The following is a 26,149-nucleotide window of genomic DNA, read 5'->3' on the forward strand; positions in this document are numbered from 1 at the left end:
GGGAATGAAGTTGAATATGATCCTAATATTTTAGGCCCTTTCGATCACCATATACCCTTTACCAGAAACATGCACGCTTTTGCATGTATATTCGCCGAAGGTGAAAGAAGGCTTTTATGCATCCCAGCATTCCAGCATTCCAGCATCCCAGCATCCGGCTTTGCCGGATTAGGTTAATCCGGAGCCGAGGCGCCAAGTTAAGTGCTAATCGAGGAGATGAGTAACTCGGTCATCATATTCACTTGCTTTATCTTGTCGGCCGGTTGTTCCAGAATAAACCATGAGATGGCAAAGCGCGTGCATATTCCCATGAACATGTTCCGGAAAAGCCGCGCATTGGCATTCGGGCGAAAATCACCGGTCTTTACTCCCTCGGTCACAATATCTTCGATAACCCCGAAGTGGTGCTGAAAAGATTTATAACCATCCGAGGCATAAAATTGCTGGCTCAGCAGAATTTGATAAAATACCTTTGATATTTCATAGTCCTTTAAAAAGAATGAAAAAATAAACTGAATGTATCTTTCTAATTTGGTTGCAGGGCGAGTAGCGTGAAACAGCTCTTCAACTTTGGTATAATACCGTTCTATTCGTTTTTTGGGAATGGATATCATCAGTTGGTCTTTGTTTGCGAAATAATCATAAACCGTTCCTTCGGCGACGCCGGCGGCGGAGGCAATTTCAGACATGGTTGCCTTTAGAAATCCTTTTGCGTCGAATACTTTTTCAGCGGCAATCAAAATCTTGTCTTCAGTGGAAATTTGTTGCACGCTAACAGTTGATTTTGAAATCATGGCATGGATCATCGCGATCATGTCATCTATATTTGCCATGGGGTCTGCCGTTTCACCGGTTACCGCTATTCCCAATGTTTCAAAATCAAGCATGCCGATGATGGCATCCTGTACAAAGGACATCGGTATATCCTCACGAAAAATCCCTTCACGAACCCCATTTTGCAAGATACCCGCTATAATCGATTCATATTTTTGCAATACCTCGTAAGCCGGGGTTGTGTAGAAATGATCGCTCGGTCGGCATTGCAAAATAAGAATTTTCGCGAGTTCTTTATGTTGTGCGAAAAAGCTGAGATGGCACCAGAAAAGTTTTCTAAGGCAGCTTTCGATGTGATTTATTCCCTGGAGTGCTTCCTCAGCCCGGTTGATAAGTTCTTGCAGTCGTTCATAAGGAATGGAGTGCAGTAAATCTTCCTTTCCTTTAAAGTGCTGGTAAATGATGGCGTCGGATACGCCGGCTTTTTTAGCGATTTCTGAAATGGTTGCAGCAGTTGCCCCCTTTTTTGAGAACACCTTCTCGGCGGATTGTATAATTTTTATTCGTTTGGGACTCATTTATTTTAAAGTGCTTTCTTTAAGATGCGGTTTTTTGTAAAAAGTTGAGAAAAGCTCGGAATGACTTTTATCTCCCGGTGTAAATTATCGAATTGTTTCCTTTCCCCCTTGTTCGTGTCGATTAAGTATAGCGATGCGCATTCACAGTTGTCAATCCTAATTCGGTTTCACCTGAAGTTAACAGCTTGTATCTTGCCGCTAAAACCTGAGAGGATAAAAAAATTTTTATAAAAATTAAGATATTAAAATATGAATGAGGATTATTCATAACGTTTAACCAATTCGGCTTCATGCCTAATGACTCCGTATTTCAGCGGTAAAATATAATAACACCTTAAAAATAAAGTTAAATAAAACCTTGAAGCGTACTCGGTGTCATTCATGGATTGCAGTTTCAATTCCCTGTTCCAAGAAAATGAAATGAACGAGACAGAATAGCATGTGAAAAAGGCGAAATAAGGGGCGATCCCATCACGCAGTTTGTTAAAAATAATAAATATCAAATAAATACAAGCTAAATAGAAAATAGATGGCTTGCAATGATGGTATGCGGTTTCTATTGCAATGTTTACATTAAAATTTTACGTCAATACGAAAAAAATATAAAACCTCGGCATGACAACTAATTGTTAAACTTGTAAATTAAAAATATTTTATATAAATTAAAAATAAATATTGACAGATCCTCAGTTTAATCGTATTCAATGATTAAATTCAGACAAGGCGCCTAAGCCACTTACTCTTCTCTTCCATTACGTCAGGCGCCATAAAGATTCGGCGGTTCTGTAAAAAGCCCGCCAAAACCAAGCAATTCAAAATCGATGTAATACTAAAGTTAGCACCTTAACATACGAGTAACCATTTTTTGCACGCATCAATATGACTGCCACATCATCACATTAGGGGGGAGTATGCCTGAAATTTTTACTAAGGATTGGTACGACGCGATCATGGAACAAGCCAACAGCACTGGAGCGCTTAAAAAGACGGCACCGCCGGGCGAGTGGCGAATGGCCATGGAAGTCGTGGGGGATGGCAAATCACCGTATGTTCCCGAAGGCGTCACCAAAAATTTGTTTATTTGTCTACAGGATGGCGCACTGGTGGACTACAAAGAGTTTCCTGAAAAAATTCCCGGAAAAAACCTTCAATATCGATTTACCGGCCCTGCCAGCGTTTTTGAAGGTATTGCCGCTGGTGTTCTGGACCCTGTGGAAGCCGGACTCACCGGCGCCATCAGCATTCGCGGCGATATGCGGCTGTTGATGCAGCATACCAAACTCATGGATGCCATTTACAGCGTATATGTCCAAAACAACCCGACGGACTGGGCCAAGGGAAAGCCTCCGTATCAGTCGTAAGGGGGATTGGCGGCGCGATGGGCTTTCAGCCGCCGGAGCCTCTGCGGTATGCGTTTGACAATCTGAAGGTAAAGAATATCGATTCATTTCAACTTTAGCGGGGGAGGTAGAATGAAAAGCACGGATTATGACGCCATTATTATTGGCGCGGGGCATAATGGCATGGCGTTATCGACCTATCTCGGAAAAAGCGGATGGCGTGTTTTGGTACTGGAAAGAAGGCAGGAAGAAGGCGGCGGGTTGTCCACGGAGTGCTATACCCTGCCGGGACACCTTCATAACCTTCACAGCAATTATCACACCTTCGTGGGGCTGTGTCCGGTGTATGACGATTTGGGATTGATCGGCGATGATGGTGTGACCTATGCGCATCCTGCGGTTCAGATGGGCTCTATTTTTGAAGATGGCACCGCGATCACGATCCATACAGATATGGCAAAAACCCACGCGTCGATGAGCCGTTTCTCCACCAAGGATGCGGATACCTTCATGCGTCTTTATAAAGAGGTAAAGGGGTTTCAGGATCTGATGATTCAGGCGCTCATGTATGCCCCGCCGATTCATGTCAATGATATCACCCGTGCCCTGACCAGTTTCGGTGTGGAAGAAAAGACTGAGTTTTTCAGGGCCAAACTCAGGTCCATGACGGTTCACGATTTTCTAAATAAGCATTTTGAAAACGAGAAGATCAAAGTAATGCTGGCATTCCATGCCGCGGTGTGCGGGTATTGTACGGATACGGTGGGGCTGGCAGTTTCTTTTCCCTTTATGCTCGGGAAAATCGATAATTGGCGACTCGCTCTGGGCGGATCGCATCGCTTGGCCCATGCCCTGTGGCGCCAGATGCGGCGTGCCGGTGTGACGCTTCTGCCCGCGGCACCGGTTCAACAAATACTGCTTGAAGATGGCCGGGCCGTAGGCGTTCGCCTTGAAGACGGCACCGAGTTTCATGCGAGCAAGCTCGTTGCCAGCAGCATTGATCTGGATCAAACGTTCAATAAAATGCTTCCGGCGGGTGCCGTGCCGGATGATATCCATAAGGTGGTGGATGGTTACAAATACCAGGACGCCTCTACCTACACGGTTCATCTAGCGATGCGCAAGATCCCCACCTATAAGGCAGCGCAATTTGATCCGGATATCAATAAGGCCTGGGTGTTGAATATTGGCTATAATACCCTGGAAGATTATAGCCGCGATTGGGCGGATATCCGCAATAAGCGCGTACCGGAGCCAAAATTGAATGTGGCGGTCAATTCCCTCTATGACCCCTATGATGCACCGGAGGGGGCGGCTACCGGCATGCTTCGATTGTTTGCACCTTACGAAATCGGGGATAAGGGGTCCGGCGGTTGGGATGCCAACAATTTCAAAAAGGTCTATATGCAGCGCTGCATTTCAAAATGGCAGCAATATTGCGAGGACTTCACGGATGCCGATATTCTGATGGCAAAGCCCTATACGCCTTATGACATCAGCGCCAAGTTAATCAACATGGTCAACGGCGACTGGATGGTGGGAAAGATAGCGGACGATAACCTCCTGGCCCAACGCCCCGCAAGCATGCTGTCTCAATACAGAACACCTGTCAAGGGGCTGTATCTTTGCGGTTCATGTACGCATCCCCACGGGTTTATCACCTTCGGTCCCGGCTATAATGCCTTGAGCGTCATTGCGGATGATTTTGGTTTGGAAAAATGGTGGGCGGAAGTTTGATCGGTGCTTTAAACCGCTAAACGTGCCGGGCCATTCTATTTGCCCGGATACAAAAATCAGAAGGAGTGTGCCATGCCACATAACGAATATGATGCGATTATTATCGGCGGCGGAAGTCAGGGCCTTACTCTTGGGGCTTATCTTGCCCGATCCGGGGTAAAAGTAGCGATTCTTGAACGCAAACATGAAGAGGGCGGATGCTTTTGTACGCGGGAAACCACGGCGCCGGGGTTCTTGCACAACCATGCGCAGTGCATGGAATTTATGGACTGGATGCCCTTTTACTACGATTTTAATCTGGAAAGTTTAGGCGCCAGAACGGTTTATCCGGATGCGCAATTCGGCATCGCTTTTTCAGACGGGCGCCCGCCCATTGTGCTTCATAGTGTGGCCAAGGAAGAAAATTTTGCTCTTTCGCACAAATCCATCTCGGTCTATTCAAAGCAGGATGCGGATAATTGGGTGGCGTGCCGAAAAAGAGCGGTCGCCTTGGAACCCCTGTTCTGCCAGTTTTTCTATAACCCGCCGACCATGCCGAGTAAAGAGAATCCCGATCCCTTGCATACCGTCGGAATGGTCATGATGGAGCAGATGGGACTGCCCGCGCATCTCAACTATGGGTCCGGAAGAACGTTGGTCGACTATCTTTTTGAAACGCCGGAACTAAGAACGCTATTCTACAAAGGGCTGGAAGACTGGGGAACCTCCCTGGAAATGATGGGAATGGGGCCGATTGCCTTGATCAGCCTGTTTTTCATTGAGCAAAACTCTCGCCTGGGCATCGGTGGAACCCATACCCTGGCGCATGCCATGGTAATGGCGGCGGTCAACGCAGGTGCGGATTTCTATGAAAATGCCGGCGTATCGAAAATTATCGTGGAAGGCGGCAAAGCCGTCGGTGTGCGGCTGACGGACGGGACTGAAATGCGTGCCGGAAAACTGGTCGCCTCCAATGCGGATCTCAAGCAGACACTGCTTGGCATGGTGGGCGAGGAAAATCTGAGCCCTCTTTGGGTCAAACGGACCAAAGCATTTCGATACGGCCGCTCCTGCGTGCTCGGCTCCACGCATATGGCGCTTCATGAGGCGCCGAATTATAAGAGCGCCAAGCATGATCCTGCGATTAACAAGTGCTTGATCGTGGTCACCGGATTTGATGAGCCCCAGCAGTTGATCGATCATGTCCGGGAAGTCGAGGCCGGCAAGATTCCAACAATTCCGGGTCTTTTTTGTGCGGTCAATTCCCTGTTTGATCCGACTTATGCTCCTCCGGGCAAGCATGCCATGTCGGCATGGATTTTCTTTCCCAAAGCAAGCAAACTTACCCGAGCAGAGTGGGCGGAAGTCAGAGCGACCTACAACGATCGAATCATCGAGCACTTCACCCGGTGGGCGCCGAATATGACCCGCGATAACGTGATTGCCGACTTTTTTGAAACCCCGCTGGACCTTCAGGATGATAAACTGATACCGGAAGGCGACTTTTGCCTGGGCGCCATGAATCCGGATCAGATGGCGCATAACCGGCCGTTTTTGGAGGCGGCCATGTATCGCGCCGAAATTAAAAATCTCTATCTTTGCAGCTCCGGGCAGCATCCGTTGGGAGGGATTTCCTGCGGGGTCGGTTACAATGCTTATAAGGTGATTGCCGAAGATTTGGGGCTGACTTATAAGCCGTGGGAAACCAGCGGACGGGGATATTAACAGCAGCTTTCGGCTATCAGCTATCAGCTATGAGCTATCAGCTATCAGCTATCAGCTATCAGCTATCAGCTAAAAAAGGAGAACGCATAATGGCTATGGAGGCAATGCAACCCCCGGAAAAGACCAGCTCCCTTGAGACCCTTTTAAACTTGCCGTTACGCGGTGAGAACCCGTACATCACGCAATGGAAGAATGCCGGTGGAAGAATTTTCGGGTATATCTGCAGTTATGTCCCTGAAGAGGTGCTTTACGCGCACGAGGGGCCCGGAAAGATTCTTCCCATACGAATGGGCGCACAGGGGTGTCAGACCACGGAAGACGCCGATATTCACATGAACAAGATCATGTGCAGTTTTGCCAGGTGTCTGTTGCAGTTGGGGTTGACCGGAGAATACGATTTTCTGGATGGCCTTGTGGTGACCAATTGCTGCGAGCATATGAGAAGAATTTATGAGCAATGGCGGGATCACACAAAAACCCCCGTGCTCAGTATGATTTCCGTTCCGCATGAGGTCGGCGGTGCCAATCGGCTATCATGGTATTCAGAAGAGATTCAGAATATGACCTCTGATATCGGAAAGAAATTCGGATACCGCGCGACGGAGGCTTCCCTTCGAAGCGCAGCCCAAATTTACGATCGGTACAGGGCACTGATGCTGGCGCTTTACGCCCTGCGCGCGGCTGAATTTCCGCTGTTGACCGGCTCGGAAGCCATGAAAATTGCCCAGGCCGGTTTTTCGATGCCCAAAGAGGTGTTTAACGACATGCTCGAAGAGGCCCTTGAGGAACTTCGCGCACGACCGGGAATTCACGATGCCAGGGCAAGGCTGATGGTCTGTGGCAGCTATTTGGATGACACATTTCTGATGGATGTGATCGAGAGCACCGGCGCGATCGTTGTGACCGACTCGCTGTGTTCCATGCGTAAATACATTGAGGGAAGCATTGGAGAGGCGGCTGATCCCATGGCGGCGATTATCAAACGATACTTCAGCAAGATTTCCTGCCCGCGGATGGTAAACAGTTATTCAAATCGCCTCGATTTTACCCGAAAGCTGGTCCGTGATGCAAAGGTGGATGGCGTTATATTTGAAAGAATGTCGTTTTGCGATAACCATGCCGTCGAAAATTTAATGGAGAGCAAGGTGCTTGAGAAAGAGGGAATTCCCACCTTGCATCTTGAAAGAGAGTATATGGCTGGCGATACAGGGCGTTATAAAACCCGGGTTCAAGCATTTCTGGAGAAAATCGGGAAATAAAAACGGGGGCCGTTCGTACCGCAGTCACCCGATATATGGACCACAACTCAACCAAAAGGAATGAAAAACCATGGAACCGTCCGCTCTGGAAAAATTTGATTATATTCGCCGGCTGCATGCCGGGTGTGATCTGATAATCGGCGGAATCGATACCGGCTCGAAAACCCCGATGGAACTGGCCGGCTATTTGCCGGCAATGGTGGAACAACTACCGCCATACCACGCTCAAGTGTTATCGCAAATACAGCCGGATTTGATTGAAGCGGCACTGAAAGAGAAAAACAGAAATGCCATCCGGGCGCATGTTCTTGCCGTAAAACAGTATTTGGTGAACCTGACGGATGCCATCGACCAGGAAAAACCCATTATCAGCCACTTTCCATCCATGACACCGGAAATCTTTCTCAGTATGGATCTGGCGCCGCTTTCTTCAGAATTGTTTTCGCTTTTTCTGTCAGCCCTTTTTACAGATGGGGTCGAAGCGGAGATTGATGAAAAAGAGGCGGAGGGATTTCCCGGACATGTGTGCGCATTTCAGAAGTCCTGTTTTGGCGCCATCGAGAAAGGGCTGTTGCCGGTTCCGAATATTTTCGTTAAGACGACCGCTCCCTGCGATTCGAGCAACATGCTCTACCAGTATCTTCAGGATCGCTACAAAATGCCGGTTTTGAGCGTGGATTCGCCCTATTATTACAACCCGAGAGCGTTCAAGTATTTTGTGGACGAGTACAAGCGAATGATCGAGGAAGTTGAAAAAATCACGGGACACACCATTGATGAGGATCGTCTCAGAAGCACGGTGACCCTGGGAAATCAGCAGCTTGAATATCTGTATGGGCTTCAGGCGCTCAGGCGGCAGATTCCCAATCCGGACCCCGGCATGCACCGGGCGCTGGATACCGCATCGTTGTTTCTGGCCGGCACCAGTGAAAAGGTCGTAGACTACATGAAGATCTGTTACGATGAAGCAAAAGCCCGGCACGACCAAAAGCTCAGTTTTCTGCCTGAAGGGAAAAAAGAGATTCGCACGATCTGGACCTATGGGTTTACGGGGCACGCGATCTATCTGGCCGATTGGCTGGAAGAAACCTTCGGCAGCTCTTATCTGGAGTGCGGGCTTTCCATTTACCCCGCTGAAATCGTGGGACTCGTGAATACTTCCTCGGTAGAGTCCATGATCGAAGGGTTGGCATGGCGATCTTTTAACAGTCCGATGCACCGAACCGTCATGACGTATACCGATCTGCATGTCAACGATATCGTGACGACCGCCAAGGCCTACCGCGCCGATGCCGCGATTTTCGGGGGAAACCATTCCTGCAAATACGCCTGGACACTACCGAAGCTTCTCAGCGATGCCTTGCTTGAAGAGCTTGGCATTCCCAGCTTTTCCTGGGAAACCGATCTGATCGACAAACGCTTTGCGCCACCTTCAGCGGTTAAGATTCAACTGACGGAGTTTTTTCAGACCGTCATGTAACTCAATCGGATAAGGTTTTCGGGCAGGCCCGATATCATCGGTTTGATATTTTACTAACCATTAGGGGTGAAACAAGGGAGGAAGATTATGGGTGAAGAGGGTTACATTCGCTTAAGAGAATTTTTAGACAGTCTGCCGGGGGGATATCCGGCGACCCCGAGTGGCGTGGAGATCAAAATCCTGAAAAAGCTTTTTACCCCGGATCAGGCCGAACTTGCCGTCAAATTAAAAGTGGAAGCCGAAAGTGTGCCGCACATTGCTGCAAGAACGGGGATGGACGAGAAGGCACTATCAGAGAAATTGGAAACCATGGTGAAAAATGGACTGATTTTCCGCCAGTTCGACGGAGAAACACCGAAATACCGGGCTGTTCACTTTATTGTCGGCATTCTGGAGTTTCAGGTGAACCGAATGGATAAGGAATTTGCGGAATTGTTTGAGCAATTTCTGCCGTTTCTTGTGATGAATAAACCGACGATGCTGAGTGATCAACTGCGGGTTGTTCCGGTGAACAACGCCTTCAATGCCAATTCGAAAATCGCCACTTACAACCGAATCAGGGAACTGATCCGTGACGATGATTTGATCGGGGTTGCCCAATGCGTTTGCCGGCAAGAGCAGAAACTTCTGGGGAATGAATGCCGTCACCCGTCGGAGACTTGTTTGACCTTCGGTACCTTTGCGCGATTTTACCTGGATAATGGAAACGCACGGAAAATCACCAAGAATGAGGCGCTGCAAATTCTAGACCGGGCGGAGGAAAACGGCTTGGTGCTGGAAGCGAGCAATACGCAGAAACTGGAATATATCTGTTGCTGCTGTTCCTGCCATTGCGGCGTGCTGAAAAATATTGCGCAATTACCGAATCCCGCAGATTTTGTAACATCCTATTATCAGGCAGTTATTGATTCGGATGTGTGTATCGGATGTGGCGAATGCCTGGAAATATGTCCCATGAAAGCCCCTTACCAGGATGAAGCGGATCAATACCGGGTCAGTAAGGAACGGTGCATCGGGTGCGGGCTCTGCGTTCCGAAATGCGCCGTTGAAGCCATCAGCATGAAGCTGAAAAAAAGCGAAAAAGAGGAGCCGCCGCAGACGCTTGAACAGGTTTTTAACCAAATGCTTGCAAGACAATAAACCCTAATCCGGCAAAGCCGGATGCTGGAATGCTGGGAGGCTGGGATGTTGGGATGCATAAAAACCATCTCTCACCTTTGGCGAATATACACGCAAAAGCGCGTGCATGTTTCTGGTATAGGGGCTAAATTCGTAAAAATTATAGGTCTTCAGCAAAAAACAGCATGTTGATTCGTTTTTGTTATATTGGTTATGCAACTATAAGAGTAAATACTTCTGGAAGGAAAATATGGGGATATTGTCGGAAATAGAAGTCGGATATACGGATGGGGCGCCGATCAACGGTATGGGGATGATGATCGGCCAGTATCTGGAACAAAACCTAAAAGAATTCGCCTATAAAGCAAAACAGGCCCAAAAACTGAATGTGTGCACGTCCGTGGAAGTCGAGAAGGGAATCTGTACCACCGTACGGTTCAATAAAACATCTATTTCCATTGAGAACGGCGTGGCACAGGATACGCACCTGCACTTGAAAAGCTCCTATATGGCATTTGCCGATGTATTGACGGGTAAGCTCAGCCCGATAAAAGGCGTCATGACCGGAGAAATTAAGATCAAAAAATTTTCGATGAAAAAACCGTTCCAGGCCTTGAAGGTGTTAAGGTTTTTAAAAATACCCAATGAGCTGATCAGTAGACAACCCACCGATACGGGCGAAGAGATTTAAGTCTTGATCATGTTATTTATTGTTTAATTAACAAAGGGTTGTGCCCATGCGCACGGGGATGGCACGAGGGCCATGGAATCGGTATGCGTAAAGGCGTTTTTATGGAATTTGAATTGTCACGATCCCAGAAAGAGATTCAAAAAGCTGTCACGGATTTTGCCCGAGGGGAGTTTGTCAAGGAATTTAATGAAAACGGAGTGTTTCCATTCGGCCTATTTCAACAGGCTGCTGGCTTGGGCTTTATCGGCATTTACCTGGATGCGGTCTATCGGTTGGGCTGCGAAATGATCATCTGATCATCCGTGTGTAGTTTTAGACCCTTTACCAGAAACATGCACGCTTTTGCGTGTATATTCGCCGAAGGTGAAAGATGGCTTTTATGCATCCCAACATCCCAGCCTCCCAGCATTCCAGCATCCGGCTTTTCCGGATTAGGAAGATTGAATGCATTTAACGGGCTGTATTGATCTAAACGAAACGATCGATCATCCAGGTAGCTGTATTGTGATAAGGGTGGGGGGCACCGAATGCCCTGCCGGGAAAGGAAAATGAACATGGAACCACAAGCCATTGAGAGGTATGAGTATTTCAAGCGATTAGACGCGGTTCTGGGTTTGTTGGTCGCAGCGATGGACACGGGTGCGTCCACCCCTGAAGAGTTATCAGTCCACATGCCGGTACTTTTAGCGCCTGCCGATCCGTATCACGCATCCCTGGTGGGTCAGGTGCAGCCGGAAGCCATTGAAGCGATGCTGAAGCCGAAGAACAAGGCGGGAATTAGAGCCTTTGCCGTTGCTTTTAAGGACTATATCGCAAAAATAAGTCGCCTGATCGATGAGGGAAAGCCGATTATCGGCATTTTCCCGACCATACCCAGTGAAATTTTATTGAGCATGGATACGGCCGCCTATGGTATGGAAATATTTACCCTGCTGATGGCGCCCATATTCATAAATGGGGCGGAAAAAGAACTGGATGATACGGAAACGGACGGTATTCCGAGTCACGTATGTGCTTTTCAGAAGGGGGTATACAAGGCCATCGAATGGGGAGGCCTGCCGAAACCGATCCTTTTTATCAAAGGGTCGGCACCTTGTGACTCAAGCAATATGACCATGCAGTACGCTTCCGACAAGATGGGGGTGCCATTGCACGTTGTTGACTCACCGTATTATACAGACCAGCGCGCTTTCAGCTATTATGTGGATGAAATGAAGCGCATGGTCGAAGCAGTGGAAAGGCTGACGAGGCACAGCATTGATGAGGATGCGCTTAGACAGCATGTCGAGTATTCCAATAGGCAGTTGAAGTATTATTATCAATTGCAGGAAATCCGAAAGAATAAGCCGAATCCGGATCCGGGCATGCACCGGCCGCTGGATACAGCTTCCTTATATCTCGCCGGAAGTACGGATAAGTTTGGAGATTATGTCAAAGTCCTCTACGAAGAGGCGCTGGCGCGCCATGAAAAAAAAGAAACCTTTTTACCTGAAGGAAAACAGGAGATACGGACACTTTGGACCGGATCTTTTGTGCCTTATATGCTGTATTTGGCAGATTGGCTGGAGGATCAGTTTGGAAGCACTTTTTTGACCTGTAGCTTAACGAATCTTCCCGGCGAGGTGGTCGGCCTGGTAGACACGAAGAGCACCGAAACAATGATTGAAGGCTTGGCTTGGCGGTCCTTTAACCTTCCAATGCATCGAAATGTAATGAGTTTTACGGATTTGCATGTCAACGACATGTTGACGGCCGCCCGTGTGTATGCTGCCGATGCGGCCATTTTCAGCGGCAACAGTAGCTGCAAACACGCATGGACACTTCCCAAGATCATGGGGGATGTGTTGCTCGAAAAATACGGCGTTCCAAGCCTTCAAATGGAAGTGGACTGGCTTGACAAACGATTTACACCGCCTCAGACAGTCAAAAATGCGATTTCCGAGTTTTTAAGGCTCCTTGTGTAATCTGTTGGATCAAAATGCGGCTGCAAGTTTTAAGTGAATGTTTAGGATGCGGCATTTGTGAGACCCGGTGCCCTGAAAAGGCGATTTGTATGGTTCAACCCTCTCCGGCCAAAGAAGATATCAAAGAATATTTTTCAGGATTTACACCCGAGTTGTAGTGAGTGTATGGCTGCCGTCGACGATATAAGCCATGGTGGAAAGCGTTTTGAGCATGCGCTTCAGGCCGAAATCGTTTAACACGGGCTAACTTTTACCAGTACCCGGCTTCTGAATTGATGAGCCGATAGACGATAGAAGGTATTTTATGGAATTTGCGTTGACAAGGTCTCAGTTGGAGATAAAAAAGGCGGTCGCGGAATTTGCCAAAGGCGAGTTTTCCAATGACATCGCCAGGGAGTTGAGTCACAAAAGAATATTCCCCAAGCAGATTTATCAGAAAGCAGCCGAGTTGGGATTTGTTGGTATTCACTTTGATGAAGCCTATGATGGCGGCGGCATGGGCATGTTAGAAAATGCCTTGATTGCCGAAGAATTATGCCGAAAAGATGCTACCCTCGGCAGCGCCTTGATGCTGGCCGCGTGCGGGTCAGAGTGTCTGTTACATTTTGGATCTCGTGAACTGAAAGACGATTTTTTACCTATGCTGACAGCGGGAACAATGTGCTCCGGTATCGCACTCTCCGAGGGGTTGGATCTTTCCAGAGCCAATTCCGTGGAGACAACGGCAGCCAAAGAAAATGACATGTGGGTGATAAACGGAGAGAAGAAAAATGTAATCAACGGCGGCTACGCTGGATTTTATGCTGTTTTATGCAGAACCGACCCCGATGCGCCGGATGCCAAAGCGCTCAGCATGATCCTGGTGGAAGGGGACCGGCATGGACTGGTTGTATGTGATACCGGGGAAAAAATCGGGCTGCGGGCAACGGCCATCAACGATATCGGTTTTGAGCAGGTCCGTGTGCCACTTTTAAATGTCATTGGAAGAGAAGGGGACGGCATGCGTCAGGCGATGGCTTTCTTGAATCAAAGCAGAGTGTTAATGGCATCCATAGCCTTGGGAATCATGCAAGGTGCGCTCGATCGGGCGGTATCATACGTCAAGCAAAGAGAGCAGTTCGGAAGGAAGATTGCTCAGTTTCAAATTACGCAGCATAAGATAGCCGAGATGGCGGTTAAAATGGCAACGGCAAGGGTATTGACCTATCAGGCCGCTTGGCAGTGTGATCAGAAAAAGCAGGATGCGGGTATCATGGCGATGGCCAGACTTGTGGCCACCCGGGCGGCGTTGGATGTTTCCCACGAAGCAATTCAGTTGCTGGGCGGGTATGGTTATACGGCCGAATACGAGGTGGAACGGTTTTGCCGGGATGCCAAATGTCTTGAAATGATCTGCGATGGGCCTGGTATATTGAAAGATTTTATTGGCCTTGGCGTGATTGGAAAAATATAGTCCTGCAAATCGGCCATGGGAGAAATGAGTGATGGAAGTTTTGGGTTTTACCGAGCAGCACAAACAATATCGGCAGCAGTTGAAGGAATATTTAAAAAGGGAAATAATTGATCATATCAATACCTGGGAGGCAGATCATCTTACGCCCAAAAGCGCCTGGCAGAAAATCGGTGCTGCCGGGTATTTATGTCCCTGGGTCAAGCCCGAATATGGTGGAATGGGAGGGGATTTTTTACATTCGCTCATTGTCATTGAAGAGTTTACCCGTACCAATCATACCGGCCTTCTGGTCAATCTTCATAATGATATTGTGGTCCCTTACATTGACAGCTTTGGGACGGAGGCACAGAAACATCAGTATCTGCCGGGTTGTGTTTCCGGCGATATCATCTCCGCCGTTGCCATGACGGAGCCGGATGCCGGCAGCGATCTGGCGTCAATGGGGACCACTGCTGTTGAAGACGGGGATGAAATCATAATCGAGGGGTCGAAGACATTTATTTCAAATGGAATCAATTGTGATCTGGTGATCGTTGCGGCCAAAGACCCGTCCGAACCAAAAGCCCACAAGGCCATTTCCCTCTATCTTGTGGAAGATGGGACGCAGGGGTTCAAGAAAGGCAGCAAATTCGAAAAAATGGGGATGCATAGTCAGGACACGGCAGAATTGTTTTTTACAAATTGCCGAATCCCGAAGGACAATATGCTGGGGAAAAAAGGGCACGGGTTTGTGATGCTCATGCAGAAGTTGCAGCAGGAACGGTTGGTATGTGCGATTCAGGCCCTTGCATGTGCGGAGTTTGTTCTGGATTGGCTGGTGGATTTTTGCCGCAACCCACCCTCGAAACTTCCCGCTTTATCGGCATCCCAAGCGGTTCAGTTTGCCATTGCCGAAATGGCAACCGATGTGGAAATCGGAAGAACATTTTTATATAAATTGGTGGCGGATCATATCGAGAAGCAAAATGTGGTGCTTCAGACTTCCATGGCCAAATTCTGGATGACGGACATGACCAAACGAATCTCGAGCCGGGCGTTGAGTCTTATCGGTGAATTCGGCGCTCACGAAAAATGTCCCATTGTCCGGTCCTGGCGGGATGCGCAGGTCTGGTCAATTCTGGCGGGAACCAATGAAATTATGAAGGCGATTATTTTTAATGAACTGAATAAATAATCAACAGCGATGGACCATGGTGTCGTCGTGAAAACACATCAGGAGGAAAAAAACATGCGGTTAAAAGATTGCGTTGCGGTTGTAACCGGGGGCGCTTCCGGTCTGGGGGAAGCCACCATTCGTATGGTCGTGGAATTTGGCGGCAAGGCTGCGATCCTTGATTTTGATCAGGATAGGGGTGCCAAACTGGCTGCTGAATTAGGGAATAATGTGATTTTCTGCAAAACGGATGTTACCGATGAAGCAACCGTTCAGGCCGCGATGAATGATACCATGAAAGCCTTTGGCGCCCTCCATATCGCGGTTAATTGCGCCGGCGTGGGTAACCCCAAAAAGGTGCTGGATAAGGAGGGCAAGGCCATGCCTATCGACTTTTTTAACAAGGTCGTACAGGTTAACCTGATTGGTACCATGAACTTGCTGCGGCTGGCCGCCGAGAAAATTGTTTTGAATACGCCCAACGAAGACGGTGAAAAAGGCGTGGTAATCAACACGGCGTCTGTTGCCGCCTTTGAGGGGCAGGTGGGGCAGGTGGCCTATGCTTCATCAAAAGCAGGGGTTGTCGGAATGACGTTGCCGGTTGCGCGGGAATTTTCCGATTACGGAATTCGGGTAAACACGATTGCGCCGGGACTTTTTTTGACCCCGATGCTCGCGGTGCTTCCGGAAGCCGCGCAACAGGCGCTTGCGAAAATGATGCCTTTTCCGAAAAGACTGGGGAAACCGTCGGAATTTGCAATGCTTGTTCAACATATTATTGAAAACCCGATGTTAAATGGTGAGTGCATTCGGCTGGATGCCGCATTGAGAATGGCGGCAAAATAGCGGCGCCAAAAAAATAGGAAATAGAATGAATTTCAAGCAAATAAGGTACGATGTGGCAGACAATATCGCAACGATTGTCTTGCACAGACCGGAGCATCTCAACGCCTGGACTGCTACCATGATGGCGGAAATACTGTTGGCTTTGGACTTGGCGGATGCGGATGATGGGGTCCGTGCCGTTATCGTAACCGGATCCGGTAGAGCCTTTTGTGCCGGATCGGACTTGAGCGCCGGCGATTTTTTGCCTTCCGATGACAGTGGCCAAAGGCACCGGGATACAGCCGGTCAAGCGGCTTTAAGGCTATTCAATTTAAAAAAACCGGTTATCGGGGCAATCAATGGCGCGGCTGTGGGCGTGGGAATAACGTTGACGCTGGCCATGGATATTCGCATCGCTTCTCAGGCAGCGACTAAAATTGGGTTTATTTTCAATCGGCGGGGCATCGTCCCCGAGGGGTGCAGTACTTATTTTTTGCCCCGAATCGTTGGAATTAGCCGCGCTTTGGAGTTGATTCTCTCTGCCAAATTCTTTACTGCGGAAGAAGGGTTGGCAATGGGATTGTTCAGCCGTGTTGTCGCACCGGAAGCACTATTACCCACCGCAAGAGAAATTGCCACGGAAATTGCGAGCAACACCTCAGCCGTATCCACAGCATTGGCAAGACAGATGCTCTGGAAAAACCTCGGAGAAAACCACCCCATGGCAGCCCATATTCTTGAATCCCGCTGTCTGGATTATATGTTTCGATCCGTGGATGGCAAGGACGGCGCCGCGTCATTTGCCGAAAGGCGGGCGCCGGTTTTTAAAATGACACCCAGCCGGCACATGCCTGATTTTTTCCCGTGGTGGAAGGAACCGCCCTATATTGACGATTGAAAAAAATACCAGTGTACGGCTCATTTCGATGGCCCGGGTTGCATGTTCTTTGATTGCGCGATATCGTGTTGAGCCAACTGTCGGAGTTTTTTGGAACCCTTGCATAACCAAGGAGGATTGGCATGATTTTAGGATGTGATATCGGTACCGGGTATACCAAAGCCGTACTTATGGAAGACGGAACAGTGCGGTTTATGGCCAAAACGCTGACCCAGGCACATCCGGACGGTGCTTTAGCGCGTGTTTTGTCCGAGTTGCAAAAACAGGCCGGCGACAAGGTCGGTCAAACAGACGAATTGGTGATTACTGGGTGGGGGGAGAGCAAGGTGACCCGGCCCCATCGGGACGAACCCATGATAAAATGCATGGGCAGAGCGGGCGTGTGGGCGGAACCGGCCTGCAAGACCATGCTGTGCTTGGGTTCTCAGCAAAGTTATGCGTTAACCGTCAATAATGCCGGAAAGGTGCTGCAATACCGGGTGAATGATAAATGTGCTTCCGGAGCCGGCAAGTTTTTGGAAGTTATTTGTGAAGCGTTGGAATGTACGGTTCAGGAGGCGGGCAATATTGCCAAAACTGCCGACCGGCAGGTGAAAATGAGCAGCCAATGTGCCGTGTTCGCGGAAAGCGAGGTGGTGAGCCTGGTCAATGACGGCGAATCGGTGGCCAATATTCTGGACTCCATTCTTCGCGCTTTGACACAGAATATTACCACGCTATGCAAACGGATTAAAGTAGAAGAGACGGTGGTGGTTGCAGGTGGTTTGGCGAACAATGGCAGAATCGTTGCGTTGTTGCGGGAGGCGCTTCCAGTGCGAATGAAGGTATTTGGGCCCGAGGCGGATTACGTCGGTGCGATTGGCGCGGCTCTCAGTGTAAATGGAGGTGGGTTATGATATTTGCCGGTGTCGATGTAGGCTCCATGAGCGCCGAGGCGGTGCTTCTGGAAAATAACAAAATTTTGGCGCATTCAATTCTCGTGGTGAAGCCCAACCCGGTGGAGTCGGCACGACTCGCCATGGAGATGGTGCTGACAGATACGGGTCTTAGTTTGGAAGATATCACCTTTTGCGTCAGCACGGGCTACGGGCGGGAGAAGATTCCTTTTGCCGATCATAATTTATCCGAGATTTCCTGCCATGGGAAGGGCGCGTGGTGGGTAAATCCCGAGATCAGAACGATCATTGACATAGGCGGCCAGGACAGCAAGGTCATTCGCATCGATGCGTCGGGGGATCTGGTTGATTTTATTATGAACGATAAATGCGCTGCCGGAACGGGCCGGTTTTTGGAAGGAATTGCCAAAACATTGGGAATGCATGTGTCCGAAATAGGCCCACTTGCTTTGGAAGGCGTTGATCCTGTGCCCATCAGCAGTATTTGCACCGTTTTTACGCAATTTGATGTGATGGGATTTTTGGCAAGCGGGCGAAGCCGGGAGGACGTATCGCTGGGGGTTGCCGGTGCGCTGGCCAGGCGCGCTCACCGCTTGGTTGGAAAAGTTGGTATTTTAAAAGAAGTTTGTTTGACCGGCGGGGTGGCCAAAAATCCGGCCGTTGTCCAGGAGCTTGAGAAAGTGATCGGCGTACCGATTGTCGAGTTGTCCGTTGACCCTCAAATCATCGGAGCGCTCGGCGCCGCCATATTTGCCGAGGACCGATACGCCAAAATGAACCAGGCCCGTTCCGCCGCGAAGGGATAAGCAAAAAAATGATTAATAGAGGCGAAATCCAGGTGATAGCCGGAAAAGGGGGTGTCGGAAAGACATCCGTATCTGCTATTTTTACCAAACTGCTGTTGAGGGAAAAGGAAAAACTTCTGATCATCGATGCCGATCCAATGGTTAATCTGGGATATGCTTTGGGCGAAATACCGGAGCGAACCATTGGCGATTATCGTGAGAAGATCATTTCGAGCAATGCTGAGAGAAAGGATCTCATCAGCCGACCGATAAAGGCTGTGATTCGAGATATCATCAAAAGCAGTGATAGAGGCTACGATCTATTGGCGATGGGGCGGGCGGAGGGCAAAGGGTGCTTCTGCGGGGTCAACGATATGCTGCGGTATGGGATTCAGGCGCTGTCCAAAGAGTACGATCTGACGTTGATTGATTGCGAAGCGGGCGTGGAGCAGGTGAATCGCCGAGCCGTGCATCGGATTGATAAACTGGTTCTTGTCACCGACACCTCCCGCAGGGGCTTTGCGACGCTGGCGCAGGTCAGGGATATTGCAACGAAGTACAATGAGGATGCGCCACTGATAGACTATGTGCTGGTTAATCGCATTCGAAGCGAAAAAGAGCGGGAGATAACGAGGGGATACGCAGAGGAACTGGGGTTCGTCAACATTGGATTCGTGCCGGAAGATGACAATATTTTGGTGTGTAATACCAAGGGGCAACCCCTGATCGATCTTCCCGATGACTCTCCCAGCGTTCTGGCAGTGCAGAATATTCTTCAAGATATGGCGCATCTTTTTTACGCTCAATCAGCATAGTCCCTTCCTGCATATGGGCACTACGAGCGAGGTAAATTCAAACGTGGTACGATTGTAATCCCCAATATTGCATAATCGTGTGGGCTATGCAGACGAGGCATTGAGGGGGAAGATGTAATCATCTCCTCTGGGCCCAAAGTTTAATGACGATGATAAGCGGTTACACCTCCTGAGACCGTAAAAAGCGTTATTTCGGAGTTTTTGCAGTTGCTGGCATAACTCGGGATAAAGCGCGCAAAGAGATTTGCTTTTCAGCGAGGCGGCGGCGATTTATCGGTTGCGCTTTTTTTTGAGCGAAGCCCGAGCCTGATCAGGCAATTGTACAGCGTTGAATATTTCATTTCCAAAATTTCAGCAGCACCACCGGGGCCGCTGATTTTCCCATCTGTTTTTTCTAAAACATATTCGAGATATCGCCGTTGCATTTCTTCAAAGTTTGGCATATCGGCAAAGGGGTCAAATGATGATAAGGCGGGTTGGCTCGAGGGCAAATCCAAGGACAAATGCTCCCCCTTTGACAGTAATACACCGCGCTCGATAATATTCTGCAATTCTCGAACATTACCCGGCCATTGGTACCGCATTAACTTAGCCTTGTTTTGGCCGGACAGCTCAAAGCGCGGCCGATTATATTTTACGGTGTAGCGATTTAGAAAATGTTGCGCCAAGAGGGGTACGTCATCGATTCGATTTCGAAGGGGTGGTAATATCAGCGGGACGATATTGAGCCGGTAATAAAGATCCTCTCTAAAGCGGCCATCGGCCACCTCCCTTGCCAGATCCCTGTTGGTGGCAACGATCAGCCGAAAATCGGTAGATATGCTTTTAGTCCCGCCGACGCGAACAATGGTTTTCTCTTGTATGGCCCTTAAAAATTTGACTTGAGCGGATTTGGGTATTTCTCCTATTTCATCGATGAACAGCGTCCCCTGGTCAGCCAGTTCAAGCCGGCCTTTTTTTTGACGATCCGCCCCGGTAAACGCCCCTTTTTCATGCCCGAAAAGTTCGCTTTCGAGCAGGTTCTCGGAAATGGTTGTCGGGTCCAGAATAACAAACGGCTTGTCCTTTCGGGCGCTCATTGTATAAATTCGTTTGGCCATAAGCTCTTTGCCGACGCCAGTTTCTCCCAATATCAGGATGGTACTGTCCGTCTCCGCAATTTGAGTGGTCTGGTCCAGGATGGTTTGCATTGTTGGGCTGCATGTGATGATTTGCGTGGTGTCCGAGAGGCCCAGCTCGGTCATTGCGATGATGGCGTTTGCATCCATCGTTTTTTTCAGATTTTCAATGCCCATTAAATAATCATTTAAAGAATTGGCAATCAAGACCAACTCGGATTTGCCGTAATCGTCAAAGCAGTCTTCCATATAAGAGTTGTCATGATACAAAACCCCCTGCACCTGCTCTTCCACTTTAATCGGTACACAAAGGATGGCCTTTGTGGCGACGCCTCCGTCAAAAGAGGGAGCATTTTTTCGCACGATTCGCGGTTTCTTTTCATGATATACTTTAAACACAAGTGTCAGACTGGATCGAAACTTCTCGGACTGAACGTCTGAATGCGAGATGTTGTGAGAGCCGCGCAACTCAGGGGCTTTATTGGGCTGCTGGTCGTTAAACCAGAACAGTGCCCCCCGCTCGGCCTTGAAAAACCGGTTGGTTGCCGCTACGGTTTGGTTTAACAGGGTGGTGACATCCGTTGTCGGCACCAGCTCTTTTATCATCTCCATAAATGAGGCAAGCAATGCCTTGTCTTTTTTATTACCGGACGAAACAACGGTTTCCCCTGATAGCAGGGGGCGCAAATCATCAGGGTAAAAAACATCCGCGTATCCGGATAAGGATTTCCAGGCTTTTCTGGCCAGCTCACGGGCTTTTTCGAGGTCCTTCATCTTTAAGTAGAGGCGAACCATTTCAAGATATGTTTTGGCTAACTGAATAGGGTCTCCGCTGCGTTTTAGGTTTTCTTCGCTCAATAATAGGGCCGGCTCGACGGTTGATTTTAAATCTCCGTTATTGGCGACGGTTTCAATGGCTTTTAGCCGCAACGCCACCCCACGGAGATGAAAATTAGGATACGACAATGCGCGCTGGTACTCTCTTTGAAAATCAAACTGCTGAACCGCGGGGATCTTTTGAAAGTGAATCTGGAATAAGAGTTCGAGGGTTAAGGGGGTTGAGTAGAGACGGTTCAGTCCAAATTCAATGCCGGTTTTGATGGCGTCTTCAATTAAATCACGGGCGTGGGTTAGGTTTCCAGCTTGAAACTCATTGAAAGCGCGGCCGCCTTTTGCGAAATAAAGTGCGAGCATGTTATGGGTGGATTCCGCATTTTTATGTGCCGCCGTGAGATGATAGGACGCCTCTTCGCTTCTTCTGATCATTGAAAGTATGACGCCCAGAGTTGCCTGAAGGGTTGTCGCCAGATCCGTATCGGCGCGATCCAGTGCCAGCCGGCGATAGTAATCAGCGGTTCCGATAGCCCTGTGGAATTCACCCAGATAGGCATAACAATAGCTAAGCCAGAATGTTCCGGAGGGGTTGATCACACGATGTGAGCTTTCCGTTTCATAGCTATGCGCGGCACGTTCGAAATAGGGCTGGGCCTCCCGAAATGAGCCCTGAAAGAAAAAGTAAAACCCGATAAACTCGGATGCCAAATCAATGATGTCCTCATCGTTCAGTTCCTCTACCGCCACTTTACCCAGTGCAAAAAGCTCCAACGCTTTTAGGCGATTTCCACCAAAATGGTGAAGTCTGCCGAGGTGGAAATTGATCATCGCGTGGGATCGGCGGTCACCGATTCGCTGTGCTGCCTGCTGGGCGGTCTGAAGCAGTTGGATTAAATCACCAAATCCCTTCCCCAGAACAATGCTGATATTGGATATTTCCAATACGGCGTTGATCAGCGCCGTGTCGTATTCAGGGGTATTCAACCTGGGCAGAAGACGAAGTACGGCCTGGTATAATCGGTCCCATGCGGCCTGACGGTTCCCGCTTTTAAATTCCTTATCAACCAGCTCGCGCTCAAGGCGGGATACTTCCAATATATTGTCATTAAACTGATTCACAATTGAAGCCATTGATTGGGTCCTCCGAGCCTGGCGACTAAGGATAAGTCTTGTAACATCATTTTGTCGCCCTTTTATAGGCATAAAACAGGAGGAGGTCAACATGAATATCCATATTGGGATAATTAAAATTCCAAATAAGGATTTTATTGGGGGTATCAATATTAAACTAACGGAAATATAAGATAAAAAAAACACTATAAAATTGGCGTAAACCTTGCATTGACATGATACGGTATCCCAATAAGAATGTTTAGCCTGCAAATAAAGCGACTTTCGGAACGCAGCAAAGCGTTCGCAGAGAGAAAGTGTGAGCGTATTTCCTGAAGAGTAATGACAGGTTTCGATGGTAGCATGGTGCGCTTGGTCGTCTTTGCAGCACCCAAATTGAAAAGTATGCCGGATTATCAATATGAAAGGGAGATTAAAATGAGAGAAGTGGCTGTAATCGGCACTGATATGACTCGATTCGGAAAGTATATAGATAAGGGAATAAAGTCCCTGGTTTACGCATCGGTGAAGGGCGCCATGGCAGATGCCGGTGTTGAAAAGAAAAATATTCAAGCGGCATTTATGGCAAATGCGGTAGGGGGGTTAATGACCGGCCAGGAGATGATTCGCGGTCAGGTGACACTAAGCGCGATGGGTATAGATTCCATCCCCATCTACAATGTGGAAAGCGCATGTGCCAGCTCTTCTTCAGCGTTCAACCTGGCCTATATGGCGGTGGCAGGCGGTATGTATGACTGTGTGTTGGTGACCGGCTACGAGAAGCTCTATGATGTGGACAAGCAGAAATCTTTCAATGCATTGGGGACAGCGTTTGATATTGAAAATGGCATTGAATTTTTTAAGGAAGCGGAAAAGCATTTTAAGACCGGAGAGAAAATTTTCAAGGAAGGGGCTGGAGAAAAAAGAAGCATTTTCATGGATATGTATGCTTTTTTAATTAAGGGATATATGGATCGATATGGGTTGACGCAGCAACATTTTGCCAAACTGGCGGTAAAATCACATAAAAACGGAGCCCTGAACCCGCATGCGCAGTATCAGAAAGAAGTGTCCACTGAAGAGGTGTTAAACTCGGGCGACGTTGTGTTTCCCTTAACGCGAATGATGTGCTCGCCGGTGTGTGATGGATCCGCCGCCGCAATTCTTTGCGCCAAATCCGAAGTGGCCAAATATACGACGCATCCTGTATGGGTCGCGGCATCCGTGGCAGGCAGCGGGAAGCTGACATATGACAAAGAGGATTCTATCACCAAGCGCCTGGCGCCCCAGGTATATAAAATGGCCGGTGTGGGTCCTAAAGATATTGATATGGTCGAGATTCATGATGCCACCTCCCCCTGTGAGATTATGTTCCTAATCGAATTGGGACTCTGCCCGGGCGAAGAGGCCGGACATTGGATTGACAATGGGGCTTTTGATCTTGACGGACGGATGCCTTCAAATTCATCGGGAGGATTGGCCACCAAAGGCCATCCCATTGCAGCGACCGGCTGTGGGCAGATTTATGAAATTGTAACCCAATTAAGGCAGCGGGCCGGAAAACGTCAAGTCCCTAATCATCCAAAAATCGGGATGACTCATAATGGCGGGGGGATTCTTGGGATCGACGCGGCCTCCATGACATTACATATTTTCAAACGATAATAGACAGAATATCCGGAGAAAAAATTATTCTTACCGAAGCTGGAGGGTAAATAATGAGTGAAGGGAATCGAAAATACTATAATATGGAAGTTGAACCGTTACTGAATTCACCGCAAATTAAGGAGATTCAGTGGAAGCGGTTAAAAAATACCGTTCGATTTTTTTATGATCATGTTCCTTTTGACAGAAATCGGATGGACCTCGCCGGGATAACACCGGAAGACATTAATTCTTTTGATGATTTTTCCGCTAAAATTCCATTTGTCGGTCAACCCGAGTATCGGGAGGTCTATGAAAAGTCGATTCTTAAAGGAAACGATATTCCGGATATGGATTTGGTCAATGAGAATTTGCTCGGGAAAAAGAGAATCGAAAAGCTTCACTTTATGACAACCACCTCCGGTACTACCGGAATTCCGACCCCCTATCCGGTTTTTCATGAGACGACGGATCTGATGTCCGAGTTATTTGGCAGAATCGGCTGGCGGGTCGGCATGCGGCCGGGAACAAAGCTTGCGGTTTGCTTCGGGTTGAGTATGCATGCCGCCGGTATTCCACATGTCTTTTTTTATCGAAAATTGCCGGGCGTGACCATTTATCCCATCGGTGCTGAAGCCGGGACGGAGCGGATTTTAACCCTTATGCGGTTGTTCAAAATTAATGCATTTGCAGGGACACCGTCCCTGGCCATTCATCTGATCGAACGGGCGCCGAAGGTGTTGGGCGCGCCGGTGAGCAGTCTTGGGATTAAGATATTGGCCTTGGGGGCGGAGCCGGGCGCCGGAATTCCGGAGGTCAGGGTCCAGCTTGAACGGGAATACGGAGCCAAAGTCTTTGATATCGGTGCCGGGTACGGGTGCTCCTGCGATTACCCGGAGTACCAGGGAATGCACTGGATTGCCGACGATTATTGCTATTATGAGCTGGTAGATCCGGAAACCCACGAATCTATCCCCTTAGCGCATGGTGCAAAGGGGATCGCCGTATTCACGCCTCTGGATCCCATGTCAACGATCTTTTTTACGAATCTCAGATTTACCTTGAATGATATCCACCAGGTTTTCACAGATCCTTGCCCGTGCGGAAGAAGCGGATTTCGGTACAAGATCGTCGGGCGAGCGGATGACATGTTGAAAGTAAAGGGTGTGCCGGTTTATCCGGCGGGAATACAGGGGGTAATCAACAGCTTTGTGCCGCGTGTCAGCGGTGCGTTTCGTATTGTATTGAGTGAAAAACCCCCACGGGTCGTGCCACCACTGAAGCTTAAAATAGAATATGGCGCGGATATAGACAAAGCTGATCTATCGGCGCTGGAATCCGAAGTTGTGGAAAAAATGCACACCGTTTTAAAATTTAGACCGGCGATTACATGGCTCAAGCCCAATACCCTTGAAAGATCCACCAAAAAAACAAAATTCATCGAAAAGAATTACTAGAAATACGGCTTCGATCATTATCAAGGATGATTGACGTTAACGAAGGTACAGAGACAAAGAAAAGGAAAACAGTATGAATTTTATTATCTTTGGGGAAAGTTGTAAAAAACGGTTGCGCTTGATTGTTGTTGTCGCCGGTATGCTTTGCTGTTGTTTCCAACCCGCGCAGGTCAGTGCGCTGCAGTTGTATCAGAGTGAAGATTTTACCGCCAGCTTTGACACCACCTTATCCTATAGCCTGCAGTATCGTGTTCAGGATCAGGATGAATCCATCATCGATATTTCGGCCGGCGGCACCAATGTCAACCCCAACGCTGATGACGGCAATCTGAACTATGACAAGGGCATTTTCAATAACATGTTCAAGATTATTTCCGACCTTGAGCTGAAGAGTAAACATTTCGGCGCGTTTGCGAGAGGTACGGCGTTTTATGATTTTGAAAACGAGGACGGCAGCCGGGAACGATATGAGTTGAGCGACGATGCCAAGGAACTGGTCGGCTCCGATGTAAAGC

Annotated in this window: 21 protein-coding genes; 19 read left to right on the forward strand and 2 right to left on the reverse strand. The window is 48.6% G+C overall.

Translation table 11 applies throughout. From position 1 onward, the window contains the following. Positions 1-197: 197 nt before the first annotated feature. Entirely contained in the window at positions 198-1,352 is a 1,155-nt protein-coding gene (locus tag RBT11_11625) for a TetR/AcrR family transcriptional regulator (protein MDX9787422.1), read from the reverse strand. A gap of 911 nt (positions 1,353-2,263) precedes the next feature. On the opposite strand from RBT11_11625, the gene RBT11_11630 reads away from it, so the two are divergent. From RBT11_11630 to RBT11_11705, 16 genes are all read left to right on the forward strand, one after another. Continuing rightward, positions 2,264-2,713, forward strand: a complete 450-nt coding sequence (locus tag RBT11_11630) for an SCP2 sterol-binding domain-containing protein (protein ID MDX9787423.1) — start codon at positions 2,264-2,266, stop codon at positions 2,711-2,713. A gap of 111 nt (positions 2,714-2,824) precedes the next feature. Next, the gene (locus RBT11_11635) at positions 2,825-4,429 is read left to right on the forward strand and encodes an NAD(P)/FAD-dependent oxidoreductase (protein ID MDX9787424.1); all 1,605 of its coding nucleotides are present in this window, start codon (positions 2,825-2,827) and stop codon (positions 4,427-4,429) included. 72 nt (positions 4,430-4,501) lie between these two features. After that, positions 4,502-6,133, forward strand: a complete 1,632-nt coding sequence (locus tag RBT11_11640; protein ID MDX9787425.1) for an NAD(P)/FAD-dependent oxidoreductase — start codon at positions 4,502-4,504, stop codon at positions 6,131-6,133. A gap of 89 nt (positions 6,134-6,222) precedes the next feature. Then, positions 6,223-7,392: a 2-hydroxyacyl-CoA dehydratase family protein gene (locus RBT11_11645; GenBank protein ID MDX9787426.1), complete on the forward strand. Its 1,170-nt coding sequence runs from the start codon at positions 6,223-6,225 to the stop codon at positions 7,390-7,392. 70 nt (positions 7,393-7,462) lie between these two features. Then, entirely contained in the window at positions 7,463-8,872 is a 1,410-nt protein-coding gene (locus tag RBT11_11650; protein ID MDX9787427.1) for a 2-hydroxyacyl-CoA dehydratase family protein, read from the forward strand. Positions 8,873-8,959: 87 nt separating this feature from the next. Further along, positions 8,960-10,012: a 4Fe-4S binding protein gene (locus tag RBT11_11655; protein ID MDX9787428.1), complete on the forward strand. Its 1,053-nt coding sequence runs from the start codon at positions 8,960-8,962 to the stop codon at positions 10,010-10,012. Positions 10,013-10,241: 229 nt separating this feature from the next. After that, entirely contained in the window at positions 10,242-10,682 is a 441-nt protein-coding gene (locus RBT11_11660) for an SCP2 sterol-binding domain-containing protein (protein MDX9787429.1), read from the forward strand. A 101-nt stretch (positions 10,683-10,783) separates the two neighbouring features. Further along, complete coding sequence (locus RBT11_11665) at positions 10,784-10,978, forward strand: hypothetical protein (GenBank protein ID MDX9787430.1); 195 nt, start codon at positions 10,784-10,786, stop codon at positions 10,976-10,978. A gap of 258 nt (positions 10,979-11,236) precedes the next feature. Next, the gene (locus RBT11_11670; GenBank protein ID MDX9787431.1) at positions 11,237-12,646 is read left to right on the forward strand and encodes a 2-hydroxyacyl-CoA dehydratase family protein; all 1,410 of its coding nucleotides are present in this window, start codon (positions 11,237-11,239) and stop codon (positions 12,644-12,646) included. Positions 12,647-12,950: 304 nt separating this feature from the next. Next, on the forward strand, positions 12,951-14,099 hold the full coding sequence (locus RBT11_11675) for an acyl-CoA dehydrogenase family protein (GenBank protein MDX9787432.1): 1,149 nt from the start codon (positions 12,951-12,953) through the stop codon (positions 14,097-14,099). Positions 14,100-14,130: 31 nt separating this feature from the next. Next, positions 14,131-15,273: an acyl-CoA dehydrogenase family protein gene (locus RBT11_11680; protein ID MDX9787433.1), complete on the forward strand. Its 1,143-nt coding sequence runs from the start codon at positions 14,131-14,133 to the stop codon at positions 15,271-15,273. A gap of 54 nt (positions 15,274-15,327) precedes the next feature. Further along, positions 15,328-16,098, forward strand: coding sequence for a 3-hydroxyacyl-CoA dehydrogenase (locus RBT11_11685; GenBank protein MDX9787434.1), 771 nt, complete (start codon positions 15,328-15,330; stop codon positions 16,096-16,098). 25 nt (positions 16,099-16,123) lie between these two features. Beyond that, complete coding sequence (locus RBT11_11690) at positions 16,124-16,975, forward strand: enoyl-CoA hydratase-related protein (GenBank protein MDX9787435.1); 852 nt, start codon at positions 16,124-16,126, stop codon at positions 16,973-16,975. A gap of 122 nt (positions 16,976-17,097) precedes the next feature. Further along, complete coding sequence (locus RBT11_11695) at positions 17,098-17,871, forward strand: acyl-CoA dehydratase activase (GenBank protein ID MDX9787436.1); 774 nt, start codon at positions 17,098-17,100, stop codon at positions 17,869-17,871. Further along, positions 17,868-18,677: an acyl-CoA dehydratase activase gene (locus RBT11_11700; GenBank protein MDX9787437.1), complete on the forward strand. Its 810-nt coding sequence runs from the start codon at positions 17,868-17,870 to the stop codon at positions 18,675-18,677. The genes RBT11_11695 and RBT11_11700 overlap by 4 nt, the downstream gene beginning before the upstream one ends. Before the next feature lie 8 nt (positions 18,678-18,685). Further along, positions 18,686-19,471 (forward strand): AAA family ATPase, encoded by a 786-nt coding sequence (locus RBT11_11705; protein MDX9787438.1) that lies wholly within the window; start codon positions 18,686-18,688, stop codon positions 19,469-19,471. A gap of 251 nt (positions 19,472-19,722) precedes the next feature. Here the strand turns inward: RBT11_11705 and RBT11_11710 are convergent, their stop codons facing one another. After that, positions 19,723-22,554: a sigma 54-interacting transcriptional regulator gene (locus tag RBT11_11710; GenBank protein ID MDX9787439.1), complete on the reverse strand. Its 2,832-nt coding sequence runs from the start codon at positions 22,552-22,554 to the stop codon at positions 19,723-19,725. A 417-nt stretch (positions 22,555-22,971) separates the two neighbouring features. On the opposite strand from RBT11_11710, the gene RBT11_11715 reads away from it, so the two are divergent. From RBT11_11715 to RBT11_11725, 3 genes are all read left to right on the forward strand, one after another. Continuing rightward, on the forward strand, positions 22,972-24,198 hold the full coding sequence (locus tag RBT11_11715) for a thiolase family protein (protein ID MDX9787440.1): 1,227 nt from the start codon (positions 22,972-22,974) through the stop codon (positions 24,196-24,198). A 53-nt stretch (positions 24,199-24,251) separates the two neighbouring features. After that, entirely contained in the window at positions 24,252-25,634 is a 1,383-nt protein-coding gene (locus RBT11_11720; GenBank protein ID MDX9787441.1) for a phenylacetate--CoA ligase family protein, read from the forward strand. 73 nt (positions 25,635-25,707) lie between these two features. Then, a partial coding sequence (locus tag RBT11_11725; protein MDX9787442.1) for a DUF1302 family protein occupies positions 25,708-26,149 on the forward strand: 442 nt, incomplete at its 3' end.

It is taken from the genome of Desulfobacterales bacterium (assembly GCA_034003325.1).
Classification (GTDB): Bacteria; Desulfobacterota; Desulfobacteria; order Desulfobacterales; family JAFDDL01; genus JAVEYW01.

Excerpts from the sequence above, each read along its gene's own strand:
- RBT11_11625 (MDX9787422.1), bottom strand. The coding sequence starts at position 1,352 with ATGAGTCCCAAACGAATAAAAATTATACAATCCGCCGAGAAGGTGTTC.
- RBT11_11630 (MDX9787423.1), top strand. The coding sequence starts at position 2,264 with ATGCCTGAAATTTTTACTAAGGATTGGTACGACGCGATCATGGAACAA.
- RBT11_11635 (MDX9787424.1), top strand. The coding sequence starts at position 2,825 with ATGAAAAGCACGGATTATGACGCCATTATTATTGGCGCGGGGCATAAT.
- RBT11_11640 (MDX9787425.1), top strand. The coding sequence starts at position 4,502 with ATGCCACATAACGAATATGATGCGATTATTATCGGCGGCGGAAGTCAG.
- RBT11_11645 (MDX9787426.1), top strand. The coding sequence starts at position 6,223 with ATGGCTATGGAGGCAATGCAACCCCCGGAAAAGACCAGCTCCCTTGAG.
- RBT11_11650 (MDX9787427.1), top strand. The coding sequence starts at position 7,463 with ATGGAACCGTCCGCTCTGGAAAAATTTGATTATATTCGCCGGCTGCAT.
- RBT11_11655 (MDX9787428.1), top strand. The coding sequence starts at position 8,960 with ATGGGTGAAGAGGGTTACATTCGCTTAAGAGAATTTTTAGACAGTCTG.
- RBT11_11660 (MDX9787429.1), top strand. The coding sequence starts at position 10,242 with ATGGGGATATTGTCGGAAATAGAAGTCGGATATACGGATGGGGCGCCG.
- RBT11_11665 (MDX9787430.1), top strand. The coding sequence starts at position 10,784 with ATGGAATTTGAATTGTCACGATCCCAGAAAGAGATTCAAAAAGCTGTC.
- RBT11_11670 (MDX9787431.1), top strand. The coding sequence starts at position 11,237 with ATGGAACCACAAGCCATTGAGAGGTATGAGTATTTCAAGCGATTAGAC.
- RBT11_11675 (MDX9787432.1), top strand. The coding sequence starts at position 12,951 with ATGGAATTTGCGTTGACAAGGTCTCAGTTGGAGATAAAAAAGGCGGTC.
- RBT11_11680 (MDX9787433.1), top strand. The coding sequence starts at position 14,131 with ATGGAAGTTTTGGGTTTTACCGAGCAGCACAAACAATATCGGCAGCAG.
- RBT11_11685 (MDX9787434.1), top strand. The coding sequence starts at position 15,328 with ATGCGGTTAAAAGATTGCGTTGCGGTTGTAACCGGGGGCGCTTCCGGT.
- RBT11_11690 (MDX9787435.1), top strand. The coding sequence starts at position 16,124 with ATGAATTTCAAGCAAATAAGGTACGATGTGGCAGACAATATCGCAACG.
- RBT11_11695 (MDX9787436.1), top strand. The coding sequence starts at position 17,098 with ATGATTTTAGGATGTGATATCGGTACCGGGTATACCAAAGCCGTACTT.
- RBT11_11700 (MDX9787437.1), top strand. The coding sequence starts at position 17,868 with ATGATATTTGCCGGTGTCGATGTAGGCTCCATGAGCGCCGAGGCGGTG.
- RBT11_11705 (MDX9787438.1), top strand. The coding sequence starts at position 18,686 with ATGATTAATAGAGGCGAAATCCAGGTGATAGCCGGAAAAGGGGGTGTC.
- RBT11_11710 (MDX9787439.1), bottom strand. The coding sequence starts at position 22,554 with ATGGCTTCAATTGTGAATCAGTTTAATGACAATATATTGGAAGTATCC.
- RBT11_11715 (MDX9787440.1), top strand. The coding sequence starts at position 22,972 with ATGAGAGAAGTGGCTGTAATCGGCACTGATATGACTCGATTCGGAAAG.
- RBT11_11720 (MDX9787441.1), top strand. The coding sequence starts at position 24,252 with ATGAGTGAAGGGAATCGAAAATACTATAATATGGAAGTTGAACCGTTA.